13 protein-coding genes are annotated in these 13,169 nt (G+C 61.9%); 3 read left to right on the forward strand and 10 right to left on the reverse strand.

The window, feature by feature from the left end; genetic code table 11:
- The 8 genes from CR103_RS10640 to CR103_RS10675 form a co-directional block, all read right to left on the reverse strand.
- On the reverse strand, positions 1 to 473 hold a 473-nt coding region (locus tag CR103_RS10640), incomplete at its 3' end, for a type IV pilus assembly protein FimV (protein ID WP_441293457.1).
- A gap of 313 nt (positions 474 to 786) precedes the next feature.
- A complete protein-coding gene (gene asd, locus CR103_RS10645; protein WP_099916052.1) occupies positions 787 to 1,914 on the reverse strand; it encodes an aspartate-semialdehyde dehydrogenase in 1,128 nt (375 codons plus the stop codon).
- Positions 1,915 to 1,938: 24 nt separating this feature from the next.
- On the reverse strand, positions 1,939 to 3,009 hold the full coding sequence (gene leuB / locus CR103_RS10650) for a 3-isopropylmalate dehydrogenase (protein WP_099915972.1): 1,071 nt from the start codon (positions 3,007 to 3,009) through the stop codon (positions 1,939 to 1,941).
- Positions 3,010 to 3,049: 40 nt separating this feature from the next.
- On the reverse strand, positions 3,050 to 3,697 hold the full coding sequence (leuD, locus tag CR103_RS10655; protein WP_099915973.1) for a 3-isopropylmalate dehydratase small subunit: 648 nt from the start codon (positions 3,695 to 3,697) through the stop codon (positions 3,050 to 3,052).
- Positions 3,698 to 3,733: 36 nt separating this feature from the next.
- A complete protein-coding gene (locus CR103_RS10660) occupies positions 3,734 to 3,868 on the reverse strand; it encodes an entericidin A/B family lipoprotein (RefSeq protein WP_099915974.1) in 135 nt (44 codons plus the stop codon).
- 30 nt (positions 3,869 to 3,898) lie between these two features.
- Entirely contained in the window at positions 3,899 to 5,302 is a 1,404-nt protein-coding gene (leuC, locus tag CR103_RS10665; protein WP_099915975.1) for a 3-isopropylmalate dehydratase large subunit, read from the reverse strand.
- 230 nt (positions 5,303 to 5,532) lie between these two features.
- Entirely contained in the window at positions 5,533 to 7,428 is a 1,896-nt protein-coding gene (locus CR103_RS10670; protein ID WP_099915976.1) for a chemotaxis protein CheA, read from the reverse strand.
- The gene (locus CR103_RS10675; protein ID WP_099915977.1) at positions 7,428 to 8,294 is read right to left on the reverse strand and encodes a protein phosphatase CheZ; all 867 of its coding nucleotides are present in this window, start codon (positions 8,292 to 8,294) and stop codon (positions 7,428 to 7,430) included. Before CR103_RS10675 ends, CR103_RS10670 begins: the two co-directional genes overlap by 1 nt.
- 379 nt (positions 8,295 to 8,673) lie before the next feature.
- Here CR103_RS10675 and CR103_RS10680 point away from each other — a divergent pair, with 379 nt between their 5' ends.
- From CR103_RS10680 to CR103_RS10690, 3 genes are all read left to right on the forward strand, one after another.
- Positions 8,674 to 9,138: a universal stress protein gene (locus tag CR103_RS10680; protein WP_099915978.1), complete on the forward strand. Its 465-nt coding sequence runs from the start codon at positions 8,674 to 8,676 to the stop codon at positions 9,136 to 9,138.
- A gap of 127 nt (positions 9,139 to 9,265) precedes the next feature.
- Complete coding sequence (locus CR103_RS10685) at positions 9,266 to 9,910, forward strand: response regulator (protein WP_099915979.1); 645 nt, start codon at positions 9,266 to 9,268, stop codon at positions 9,908 to 9,910.
- Positions 9,911 to 10,366: 456 nt separating this feature from the next.
- Positions 10,367 to 11,173, forward strand: a complete 807-nt coding sequence (locus tag CR103_RS10690; RefSeq protein WP_099915980.1) for a Crp/Fnr family transcriptional regulator — start codon at positions 10,367 to 10,369, stop codon at positions 11,171 to 11,173.
- A 139-nt stretch (positions 11,174 to 11,312) separates the two neighbouring features.
- Here CR103_RS10690 and CR103_RS10695 read toward each other — a convergent pair whose 3' ends face one another.
- Both CR103_RS10695 and pdeM read right to left on the reverse strand, forming a co-directional pair.
- Positions 11,313 to 12,377, reverse strand: a complete 1,065-nt coding sequence (locus tag CR103_RS10695) for an outer membrane lipoprotein (protein WP_099915981.1) — start codon at positions 12,375 to 12,377, stop codon at positions 11,313 to 11,315.
- Positions 12,378 to 12,504: 127 nt separating this feature from the next.
- Positions 12,505 to 13,167, reverse strand: a complete 663-nt coding sequence (gene pdeM / locus CR103_RS10700; protein WP_099915982.1) for a ligase-associated DNA damage response endonuclease PdeM — start codon at positions 13,165 to 13,167, stop codon at positions 12,505 to 12,507.
- Between the last annotated feature and the right edge of the window lie 2 nt (positions 13,168 to 13,169).

Genomic DNA, 13,169 nt, shown 5'->3' on the forward strand with positions numbered 1-13,169 from the left:
AGCGCCGGCGCGGCCGCGGCCAGCTTCGGGGCGGGCTGGCCCGCCGCCGCCACTTGCGCCGGCTGCGTCGCGCGCAGTTCGGGCGGATCGAGCAGGAAGGTATATTCGCGCACCAGGCGCCCGCTGTTCCAGCTCAGTTCGAGCAGCATGTCGACAAACGGTTCGTTGACCGGCTGCGACGAGCTGATCTTGATGTACTGGCGGCCATTGCGCTGCTCGACCGCGAAACGCAGCGACAGCAGGGCCGGATTGAATTCGATGTTGGCCAGCTTGAAGGCATCCGGCGGCGCCAGCTTGGCGACCAGCGCACTCGCCTCTTCGTTCGACACCGCCGTCAACTCGATCTCGGCGCGCAGCGGCTGACCCAGGGCCGACAGCACCGTCAGCTTGCCGAGTCCGGCTGCATATGCCACCGAGGAAAAAAACACCGCGCTCGCTACCGCACCGTAAAGTGTTTTCAGCGCGAGCGACATGATTCGAGGGCGAGTTGTTAAGTGCATGGTTGGGAGTGTCGTATGAGTTGTCGTGGGAGAACGCTGGTTTCCCGGAGGTCTCAACATATCATCATGCTCTGGAGCATGCAAGCTTTAGGCGTGTTTCTCTGGCTCCAACGCATTGGATATGAGCACCAAGCTCATTTAACGCGACTTTTCTGCAAATATCGCGCCTGCCGGCCCCCGCCAATAGCGCCTAAACACCTATGAAAAACAGTCCCGGCGGACGGCCGCAGGCCGCCCTTTGATGGCATGGCATTAACGACGCTTGACAGAAATTTAAGCGATGTTATTACTTGTCCAGCACGATGCGCAGCATGCGGCGCAGCGGTTCGGCCGCGCCCCACAGCAACTGGTCGCCAACTGTAAACGCCGACAGGTATTCGCCACCCATCGACATCTTGCGCAGGCGTCCGACCGGAATCGACAGGCTGCCGGTGACGGCCGCCGGCGACAGCTCGCGCATCGACGCTTCGCGGTTGTTCGGCACCACCTTGACCCACTGGTTGCTGGACGCAATGATGTCGTTGATCTCGTCGAGCGGCACGTCGCGTGTCAGCTTGATGGTCAGCGCCTGCGAATGGCAGCGCATCGCGCCCACTCGCACGCACAAGCCGTCGACCGGGATCTCGCGCGCGCCGAAAGCGGCGCCCAGGCCGAGGATCTTGTTGGTCTCGGCGCCGGCCTTCCACTCTTCCTTCGACTGGCCGTTGCCGAGGTCCTTGTCGATCCAGGCAATCAGGTTGCCGGCCAGCGGCACGCCGAACTGCTTCGTCTCTTCGCTTGACATGCCGTGCTGGGCCGCCAGCACGGCGCGGTCGATCTCGAGGATCGCCGCGGCCGGATCGTCGAGCAGTGTGCGTACTTGAGCGTTAATCGTGCCGAACTGGGTCAGCAGCTCGCGCATGTGCTGGGCGCCGCCGCCGGACGCGGCCTGGTACGTCATGGAACTGATCCAGTCGACCAGCTTGTGCTCGAACAGGCCGCCCAGGCCCATCAGCATGCACGACACGGTGCAGTTGCCGCCAATGTAGTTTTTAACGCCGCGCGTCATCGCGTTCTTGATGACGTCCAGGTTGACCGGGTCGAGCACGATGACGGCGTCGTCGTTCATGCGCAAGGTCGACGCGGCGTCGATCCAGTAGCCGTTCCAGCCGGACGCGCGCAGTTTCGGGAACACTTCGCTCGTGTAGTCGCCGCCCTGGCACGAAATGATGATGTCGCACTTGGCCAGTTCGGCGATATTCGTCGCGTCTTTCAGCGTGGTTTCGTTTTTCGCCATCGGCGGCGCTTTGCCGCCGGCATTCGAGGTGGTGAAAAAAACCGGTTCAATGTGGGCGAAATCGCCCTCGTCGCGCATGCGCTGCATCAGCACCGAACCGACCATACCGCGCCAACCTACCAAGCCAACTAAATTCATCATCTTCTCTCTTGATCTAAAAAATTATCCCAGTGCCTTGACGACGGCGTTGCCCATTTCTTCGGTGCCGACCCGCGTGGTACCGGCCTCGAAAATATCGGCCGTGCGCAAGCCTTGCGCCAGCACCGCCTTGACCGCGTTCTCGATGCGGCCGGCCTGCTCGGCCTTGCCGAACGAATAGCGCAGCATCATCGCCGCCGACAGGATCGTGGCCAGCGGATTGGCGATGCCCTTGCCGGCGATGTCGGGCGCCGAACCGTGCGACGGCTCGTACAGGCCCTTGTTGCTGGCATCGAGCGAGGCCGACGGCAGCATGCCGATCGAGCCGGTCAGCATCGCCGCGCAGTCGGACAGGATGTCGCCGAACATGTTGCCGGTGACGATGACGTCGAATTTTTTCGGCGCGCGCACCAGCTGCATGGCGGCGTTATCGACGTACATGTGCTCGAGCTCGATGCCGGGGTAGTCTTTATGTACTTCAGTGACGATGTCGCGCCAGAACTGGAACGTCTCGAGCACGTTGGCCTTGTCGACGCTGGTGACGCGCCCGCTGCGCTTTTGCGCCGCCTGGAAAGCGACGTGGGCAATGCGGCGGATTTCCGACTCGGCGTAGCGCATCGTGTCGAAGCCTTCGCGTTCGCCCTTGAACGGGCCGTCCGGGCACTCGCGCACGCCGCGCGGCTTGCCGAAATAAATGTCGCCGGTCAGTTCGCGGACGATCAATATATCCAGGCCGGACACCACTTCAGGCTTCAAGGTCGAGGCGCCGGCCAGCTCCGGGTACAGGATCGCCGGGCGCAGGTTGGCGAACAGCGAGAGCTCCTTGCGCAACCCGAGGATCGCCTGCTCCGGGCGCAGCGAGCGCTCGAGCGAGTCGTACTTGAAGTCGCCGACGGCGCCGAACAGCACGGCGTCGGCCGATTTGGCCAGCGCCAGCGTGGCGGGCGGCAGCGGGTGGCCGTGGGCCGCGTAGCCGGCGCCGCCGACGTCGGCGCTCTCCAACTCGAACTTTTCGCCGAGCACGTTCAGCACCTTGACCGCTTGCGCCATGATTTCGGGGCCGATGCCGTCGCCCGGCAGGATTGCGATCTTCATGTTCTGGTTTCTCGATTAGATAGTGTACGGACGACTGCTTCTAGATGACATTGGCGAGCCAGGGCTGGCTGGCCATGTGGCGCTCTTCGAAAGCGCGGATCTCGTCGGCATGGCGCAAGGTCAGGCCGATGTCGTCGAGGCCATTGATCAGGCAGTATTTGCGGAACGGGTCGATCTGGAACTGGTACGACAGGCTGCCGTTGGAGGTGGCGACGCGCTGCTGCTCGAGGTCGACGACCAGCCGAAAACCGGGGAACGCCTTGACCTCGTTGAACAGGTGATCGACCTGGTCCTCCGACAGCACCACCGGCAGCAGGCCGCTCTTGTAGCAGTTGTTGAAAAAAATGTCGGCGAAGCTGGGGGCGATGACGGCCCGGAAACCGTACTGGTCGAGCGCCCATGGCGCGTGTTCGCGCGAAGAGCCGCAGCCGAAGTTTTTGCGCGTCAGCAGGATCGACGCGCCGGCGTAGCGCGGCTGGTTCAGCACGAAGTCCGGATTGAGCGGACGGCCGCTGTTGTCCTTGCCCGGCTCGCCATGGTCGAGATAGCGCCACTCGTCGAACAGGTTGGGACCGAAACCGGTGCGCTGGATCGATTTCAAGAACTGCTTCGGGATGATGGCGTCGGTGTCGACGTTGGCACGGTCGAGCGGCGCCACCAGGCCTTCGTATTGTATGAATTTTTCCATAGGTCTTTGCGCGGGCCAAGGGCCCGCTCTTTCGCGTTATTTTCTGCCGGCGCCTTCGACGACCTGGCCGACTTTCTGGACATCCTTGCCGACACCGGCGATGGTGTTGCAACCGGTCAGGACCACGGTGATGGCGATCGCGGCGGAGGCCAGGGCGAATAGTTTTTTCATGTTTTGGACTTGTAGTTTTTTGATGGTGGTTTAGCGTAATGCGCGCACATCGACGAAATGGCCGGTGATGCCGGCCGCCGCCGCCATCGCGGGCGACACCAGGTGGGTGCGTCCGCCCTGCCCCTGGCGGCCTTCAAAATTGCGGTTCGAGGTCGAGGCGCAGCGCTCGCCGGGCTCCAACCGGTCGGCGTTCATTGCAAGGCACATCGAGCAGCCAGGCTCGCGCCATTCAAAGCCGGCGTCCTTGAAAATTTTATCCAGGCCTTCGCGCTCGGCCTGGGCTTTGACCAGGCCCGAGCCCGGCACTACCAGCGCCAGGCGCACGTTGGAGGCGCGCTGCCGGCCGCGCACGACCGCCGCTGCCGCGCGCAAATCTTCGATGCGCGAATTGGTGCACGAGCCGATGAAGACCTTGTCGATGCGAATGTCGGCGATCGGGGTATTCGGCTTCAGGTTCATGTAGACCAGCGCCTTTTCCATGGCATCGCGCCGTACCGCGTCTTTTTCGAGCTCGGGATCGGGCACCCGGCCGTCGACCGCGCAGACCATTTCAGGCGACGTGCCCCAGGTGACCTGCGGCACGATTTCGGCCGCATCGAACGTGACGACCAGGTCGAAGCGCGCACCGAAGTCCGAATGCAGGGTGCGCCAGTAGTCCACCGCCCGATCCCAGTGGGGACCTACGGGCGACAATGGCCGGCCCTTGACGTAATCGATGGTGGTGTCGTCGACGCCGATCATGCCGGCGCGCGCGCCCGCTTCGATTGCCATATTACAAACGGTCATGCGCCCTTCCATCGACAGCGCGCGGATGGTCGAGCCACCGAACTCGATGGCATAGCCGGTGCCGCCGGCGGTGCCGATCCTGCCGATCACGGCCAACACGACGTCTTTGGCGGTCACCCCGGCCGGCATGGCGCCGTCGACCTGCACCAGCATCGACTTCGATTTTTTCGCCAGCAGAGTTTGAGTGGCCAGCACGTGCTCCACTTCGGAGGTGCCGATGCCGTGGGCCAGGCAGCCGAAGGCACCGTGGGTGGACGTGTGCGAGTCGCCGCAGACCACCGTCATGCCCGGCAGCGTCGCGCCCTGCTCGGGCCCGATCACGTGGACGATGCCTTGGCGCTTGTCGTTCATGTTGAAGTAGGTCAGGCCGTAGCTTTTCGCGTTGGCGTCGAGCGTTTCGACCTGGAGGCGCGAAGTGGGGTCGGCGATGCCGCCCTTGCGGTCGGTGGTCGGCACGTTATGGTCGGCCACGGCCAGATTGGCGGAAGTGCGCCACAGGGGGCGGTTGGCCGCGCGCAGGCCGTCGAATGCCTGCGGGCTGGTGACCTCGTGGACCAGGTGGCGGTCGATGTAGAGCACCGTGGTGCCATCTTCATCGGCGCGCACTACATGCGATTCCCAGAGTTTGTCGTAGAGCGTTTTCATCATGGCGTCGAGTGGAAACAAATAGCGGGTTTGATTATGCCATATTTGTGCACTGCGTCAGCAAGGGTATCGATTTTGAATATTGACTATGCATTTTTGACATTTTTCGAATGTTACGTTCATAATCAGTTAAAAATACAAATAAAAAATGCCCGCCAATGACTGCGAGCATTTTTAATAACGGTCGGGGCGGGCCGGTTTTTTTCACCAAAGCCCTGTTTTGCTGCGTTTTTTTACGCCGCCAGCCTGACGCTGGAGCGGCAGCCGTCCATCAGGAACGACAGCCCGACCACCAGCACCAGTTCGCCTTCGGCAGAGCGCGCGGTGCCGGTGATGCCGTCGACGGTAATGGCCGTCATCGGCTTGATCACCAGGTCGGCGGTGCCGTCGACGGCTGCCACCGCCAGGATGTAGGGCTGGGGCGCGGCGACGACGATGCCGACCCGCTCGGAGCACGCTTCATAGCCGAGCGCGCCGGCCAGCGAACGCACCGGCAGCGGACGGCCCTGGTCTTTCAGCACCGGGGCGCCACCGACCATCATGAACGTTTCCGGCAGCTCGACGACGCGCTGCACGACCGCCATCGGCAGCGCCAGCGCAGCGCCCGAGGTCGACACCAGCATGGTCGGCACGATCGACAGTTCGATCGGCAGGCGGATGGCGAATTTGGTGCCGTGGCCGAGCGAGGATTCGATGTGGATCGCGCCGCGGTTTTTCTCGACTGCCGTCTTGACCACGTCCATGCCGACGCCGCGGCCAGACACCGAGGTGGCCAGCTCCTTGGTTGAGAAGCCCGGCAGGAACACCAACTGGTAGGCTTCCTCGTCGCTGGCGGCGCCGTTTTCGTTGATCAAGCCTTTTTCGACTGCCTTCTTGCGCAGGGCAACCGGATCCATGCCCTTGCCGTCGTCCTGCAGCACGATCATGACGCTGTTCGCTTCCTGCCACGCCTTGAGCGAGATGTATGCCTTGGCCGGCTTGCCGCCGGCGAGGCGCTCTTCGGGCGACTCGACGCCATGGTCGAGCGCATTGCGCAGCATGTGCACCAGCGGGTCGTACAGGCTGTCGACGACGACACGGTCGACTTCGGTCTCGGCGCCCTCGATGGTCAGTTCGACTTCCTTGCCGAGGTCCTTGGCCAGCTCGCGCACCAGGCGCGGGAATTTCTGGAACAGGCGCCCGACCGGCTGCATGCGGGTGGCAAGCGTGGCGCGCTGCAGTTCTGCCGAGTAGCGCGACGCGCGTTCCAGCGTTTCTGTCAGGGTCGCCATCAGGCTGGCGGCGGGGCCGTCGAATTTGAACTGCAGCAGGCGCTCGAGCAGTACAGACGCCTGGTTGGCCGCCTGCACCGATTCGCCCGCCACTTCGAGCAGCGCGTCGAGCTTGACGGCATCGACGCGGATGCTGTCTTCCTTGGCCGGCGCGGAGGCAGCGCGAAATTCCTGCACTTTTTCTTCGCGACGGTCGGTACCGTCCCACGCATTGTTGGCGAAGGCTGGCGCCGGCGCGGCCGCGACAGCCGCTACGGTTGCAGCCGCTACGGTTGCAGGCGCTACGGTTGCGGGCGCACTGGTGGCAGGCGCAAGCGCGGCCGCCGTAGCGGATCCGGCCGGCATGACGGCGCGGTACATCGCATCCCAGTCGAGTCCATCGGCGCCGATCGTGCTGGCGGGGACGGCAACTGGGGCAATAGCGGCAATAGCGGCAATAGTGGCAATAGCGACAACGGCGGCCGGCGCGGCGACGTTGCCTTCGATTGCATCGACCAGGATGCGCTCGAGCGAATCGGGCATCGAGGCGAGCTGCTCGGGCGCGGCGCCGTTCGACAGGTCGGTCAGCTGGTCGGCAACGAAACCGGACGCCTGCAGTGCCGCCTCGATCGCCAGAGGGGTGACTGGTGCGGCGCCGTTGCGCAGCGCGTCGAACAGGTTTTCGGTCAGGTGGCAGGCCGCCACCATCGCCGTCAGGTTCATGAAGCCGGCGCCACCCTTGATCGTGTGGAACGAGCGGAACACGGCGTTAAGCGTTTCCTTGTTGTTCGGATCGCGCTCGAGCCGCAGCAAATGTTCTTCAACGTTGACCGCCAGGTCCATCGCCTCGACGACAAAATCCTTGAGCATGTCGTCCATCAGAACCCCAGATCGGCAAGAAGGTCGTCGACATTGTCCTGGTCGAGCGCCACCGATGGCAGCGCCGGACCGGACATCAGCGCCGGCCTGGCGTGGGCCGCGAGTTTTTCGCGCGCTTCCGGCGGCGCGTTGTCGCGAAGCAATTCGGCCAACTCATGTTCGACGGTCTTGGTGATCGCCACTACTTTCTTGATCAGCTGACTGGTGATGTCCTGGAAGTCTTGCGCCATCATGATGTCGAGCAGGCGCGCTTTCTCGGCTTCGGTAGCGGCGGCAACGGCTTGGGCGAACTGGTGCGAGTCGCCGGCCAAAGCCTTGAATTCGTCGATGCTTAACTTGCCGGCGAACAAGTCGCTCCAGCGTGTGTCCATTGCCCTGGCCTGCTTCGACAGCACGTCCTGCGCCGGCATGCCGTCGTCGAGGGTGTTGAGCACCTTGTTGGCGGCCTGTTCGGTCAGGGTGGCGACGTATTCGAGCCGGTCCTGGGCATCGACGATCTGCGACGACGCCTCGGTCAGCGCCTTGTCGTAACCCAGTTCGCGCAACGAGTCATGCAGCAGTCGCACGATGCCGCCGAGGCGCTCGAACATCGGTTTGCCGGCGTCGTCATTGTCGGTGGCAACATTGGCGGCGACCGCACTGGCTGCCGGCTCGGCCGCACCGACCGGTTGCGCCGAAGCGAGCTGATCTATCGCGACCCGGTCTATCGCGACCCGGTCTATCGCGACCCGGTCAAACAACGCGTCAAGGTCGTCTTCGTCGGCGGCGGCAGGCACGGGCACGGCCGGCACAACCGGCGCGGTGGTGGTACGTTGCGCGGACACCTCATCGAATAGGGCGTCGAAATCATCAGCGGCGTCGGTCATAGTCCCTGCTTCTCCATAATCTGCTATTTGCAATGAATTATTGCGGTGTCTGGTGGTGCCGTGCGGTGTTTCGGCGAAGCGTATACAACGAAGGGCGCGTGGATCCGAGTTTAGCAGCGTAGTTGCTGTTGGTAAATGTCTGACATCAAACCACTTTCAATTGAAGACATAAACTTATTTAAAAGATAAATAAATCGTCGATTAGTGGCACTTTCACCGAAGCAAGTGTTGTATTTTGTTACTTCAATGCCGTCACATGCCGTGCGACATCGGCTCATGCGAATTGCCTGTTGAGCAAAATCAAACCCGCCTGTTCTTACAATAGTCATATCGCCCACTACAATGGAAGATAGGACTGTTTTGTGGGAGGGACCTGACCATGTACCAGAAAATTCTGATCACGACGGATGGCTCTGCGGTGTCGAAACACACCGCGTGCGCCGGCGTCAAGTTCGCCCAGCAAATGGGGGCGGAAGTGTTGGTGTTGTTCGTCGCACCGGAGTACCAGTATCCCGTGTACGTGGAAATCATCCCGCCTTCCTACCCGATCGAGGAAGAGTACGTCGAGACGATGCAGCGCACGGGCTCTGATCACACTGCGCCGATCTTGCGCTCGGCTCAGCAAGCCGGTGTGAAACACGCCGCGATGACGGCGTTCGCCAACTCGGCGGCGCTGAAGATCGTCCAGGTCGCCGAGGAAGAAAGCTGCGACCTGATTTTCATGGGTTCGCACGGGCGTAGCGGCTGGGGCCAGTTGTTGCTCGGCAGTGTGACCAACAAAGTGCTGTCGCATACACAAAAGCCGGTGCTGGTGCACCGGCTGATCCAGGAACCCGGGGCGTAGTTGATCCGATGACTTTCGTCAACCTATCAGCATCCACATTGCGCCCGCACACATGCCGGACGTACGCTCGGTGCATATCACAGCCCCATGCATCGGTTTTTTCATGTTTTTTTAAATAGGCAATCCTATGATTCGTATTGTCATTGCCGACGATCACACGATTATGCGCGAAGGCCTCAAGCGCATTCTCGATGGCGCCGCCGACATCGATATCGTCGGCGAAGCCATCAACGGCTTCGAAGTGCTCTCGCACGTGCGCCAAGGCGGCTTCGACTTGCTGCTGCTCGATTTGTCGATGCCGGGGCGCAGCGGCGTCGACCTGATCCGCCAGGTCCGCAGCGAAGCGCCCAAGCTGGCGATCCTGATCCTGACGATGCACGAAGAGGAGCAATACGCCGTGCGTGCGATCCGCGCCGGCGCTCAGGGCTATCTGACTAAAGAAAGCGCCGGCACCCAGCTCGTCGGCGCGATCCACAAGGTCGCTTCCGGCCGGCCTTACATCAGCACCGAAGTGGCCGAACAACTGGCGCTCAACATCATGACGCCGAACGAACAGTTGCTGCACAAGCAGCTCTCGGACCGGGAATTCGAAGTATTTACCTTGCTCGTCGGCGGCAAATCCATCACTGAGATCGCCAACAGCCTGCACCTTTCGGTAAAAACCGTCAGTACCCACAAGACCCGCATCATGCAAAAAATGGGGATGACGTCGCTGTCGGAGATGGTCCAGTACGCCGTCGCGCACCGCCTGCTGTCGCCGTTTAGGACTTGATCTGGGCCGAAAAGTTTTAGACCTCACCTTTGCATTTTTGTGCCGATAATACGTCACTCCTTTTGCGACCACCGTTCCTTGCAGCCTATTTTGCCGCTTTGCGTATTTTGGGTTTTCCCTCTGACGATCGGCCCGCGCCGTAAGACTATTCTTACATTCTCGCGCCGCTTCCTACCGTCAGATTCAGCGTTCGCTGATATCAATGCCGGGCTCGTGTCGGCATACTAAATCCAGCGATCCGACTTGCTTGCAGTAACTTTCATCTACGTGAGTTTGGCCCAGCGCGCTGTTCCATCACTGTTGAAGCGCCGGTCAAGCAGGTACTACAGATCGTTGTTCCCGCCCGTGACTGCCTGCAGCCTAACACTTTAAGATTCTTCACATGAGGTGAGAATGATGTCCACGCAAACGTCTGAACCACGTACCAATTCCTCGTCGACCATGCATTCCTCGCCAATGGAAGCAGGTCGCCAACGCCAAGGCCGGCTTTGGTCCAACCTGAAAGAAGTCTGCGATCTGCTGCATATTACCGCCGCGGTGTCCGTCAACACCGAAGAACTGCTGTTCCAGCACGTTCAATTCAAGACCGGGCAGCGCGTCCATACCATCGGGCAAGCATTCGACACTTTGTACATCGTCAACTCCGGCTTCCTCAAGACCGTACTGATCGATGAATTCGGCAATGAGCAGGTGCTGAGTTTCCCGATGAAGGGCGACATGCTCGGCGTCGATGGCATTCACACCCGCCATTACGCTTCCGAAGCGGTGGCCTTGTCCGATTGCGACCTCATCTTGCTCCCGTTCAAAAAATTGACCGCGCTTGGGCGCGTGCACCTCGAGCTCGAAAATGTCATGTACGGCGTCATGAGCCGCGAACTGGTGCGCGAGCAGGCAATGATCGGCATGCTCGGCGCCCTGTCGGCCGAAGCCCGGGTTGCACGTTTCCTGGTGTCGCTGGCCGACCGCTTCGCCGCCATGGGCTACTCGAGCAAGCTGTTTAACCTGCGCATGACGCGCCACGAGATCGGCAGCTACCTCGGCCTGACACTCGAAACCGTCAGCCGCACCTTGTCGGCGTTCAATGAAATCGGCCTGATCACGGTTGACCAGCGCACCATCGGCATCAAGGACGCTGACGCGCTCAAGACACTGCGCCGGCTGCCGCCTTCACGCTCGCGCGCCAAGCAGACCAGTGCTGCCGCCAAGCAAAAGGCAGAACTCGGGCAACCAGGCGACGACCAGGTCTTGGCCACCACGATCTAGTTTCCGCCAGCTTGCCCCAGCCCGCCGCGCGACCAGCCCGGCGGGTTTTTCTTTGCGCGGCGTGCCTGTGCGGCCAAAAAAAATCCCGGCGACCTTGCGGACGCCGGGATTTCCCGACTTTTTGTCACGCCTGCCGCGATCAGGTGTCGCGGGTCAGCACGCCATCGTTGATTTTCACTTTTTCGCCAACGCGCAGGCCTGGATCGTTTGCATACTGCACCGTCTGGGAACCGCCGTTAGAAAAACGGATCACCACTTCGAAGTGCTTGGTCTGGCGGGCGTTGCGTTCGATGTTACGACCGACATAGGCACCGCCCAATGCACCGACCACCTGGGCCGCGGTTTTGCCGTTGCCGCCGCCGACCTGGCTGCCCAACAAGGCGCCGACGACGCCGCCGCCGATAGTGCCGAGGTAGTTGCCGTCGCCGTTGACTTCAATCACGTTGATCGCTTCCACGGTAGCGCAATTGGTGCAGTAGCGCACCACGCGCGGCGTGGCGACGGGCGCCGTCGACACCAGTTGCAGCGGCTTGCCCAGGGTTTGGGTTGCCACGCGGCCATTCAGGCGCATGTTGGCGGTCACGACCGTGTTCGGCGCGATGCGGTCGCCGCGGCGGATAATGTACGAACCTTCATAGTCGCCCGGACGCACTTCCGGCAGGAAGAACACGCCGCGGGTGCCGGCGATCATCATGTCGACCTTGGCGCCAGGGGTGCCGTGCAACGTAAAATTGAGATCGTCGCCCGGACGCAGATCGTCGCTGCCCTCGACGTCAAAACGCTCGATGCGCGGCTGGCCGCCAGCGAGGTCGCCGCGGCGCCGCGCGTCATGGCGGCCGATGCCGGCGATCAGCGACTCGCGCAGAACGCCGCTGGTGACCTGGTTGCCGACGCGCAAATTGGCGGTGACCGAACTGTTCTGAGTGATGCGGTCGCGGTTGCTGATGGTGTAGCTGCCCTGATACTGACCAGGATCTGTTTCGGTCAATTGCAGGTTGCGGTTGGCGCCGGCAATCTGCAGGTAGACCCGCCCGCCCGGCGTGCCGTACACGTCGAAATTGAGTTCCACGCCGGGCGCCAGGCGGCGCACTTCGTCGACGTTGAAACCGCGGATTACCGGCGCGTAGTCAGCGGCGGCGGAGGTATTGTATTGCTGTGCCTGTGCCGGCGCTGCAGCGAAAGTAACGGTAATCAATGGCAGCACAGACACCAGCCCGGCAAGCAGTTTTCGTGTATTTTTAATAATATTCTCCTTGAATGTTGGGTAGCGGCGCTGCGTCTTGACAGCGGGTAACGGTAAGTTACGCTCAGCTCGCCTGCCCGTCCGTGCGCTAGCGTACAAAGTGAACTTGGTCGCCGGAGCTGACAAACACGGCGTCTCCAATGCCAGGCGTGATCGAAAAGCCGCCCGTAAACGCGCCAAACGATGGCAGGATCATGCGATGCGGCCCCACCACGAAGCACGGCAGGCGTAGCGCGTCGAAGCGGGTTGCCAGCAGGTAGGTCGGGTGGATGTGACCGGCCAGCGCGTAACCCGGGGTGGCGAGGTCGGGGTGATGGCAGAACGAAAACGGCGCCAGCGAATACGGTTCGTCGACCATGTCGATGCCGAGCGCGGCGGCCGGGTCGCCGGCATGACGGTCATGATTGCCGCGCACTAGCGTCAGCGCCAGGTCCGGATGCGACAGGCGCCAGGCCAGCATCGCCGCCTGCGTGGCACTGGCGTGGGCCGCGCGCGCATGCAGAAAATCGCCGAGGAACATGATGTGTTCGACCTCACACAGCGCCATCAAGGCGTCCAGCGCAACGAGATTCTGGGTCGTCGTTCCGCGCGGCACCGGCACCCCGAGCGCGCGGAACGAGGCCGCCTTGCCGAAGTGGATATCGGCCACCACCAGCATTTTTTTGCGCGGCCAGTACAGCGTTTTCTGCGCCAGCAAGTTCACTATTTCGCCGGCGACGACAATTTCAAGCGAGTTCGCGACGCCGCCCATTG

Origin of the sequence: Massilia psychrophila (genome assembly GCF_002760665.1) — a bacterium.
GTDB lineage: Bacteria > Pseudomonadota > Gammaproteobacteria > Burkholderiales > Burkholderiaceae_D > JAFCUW01.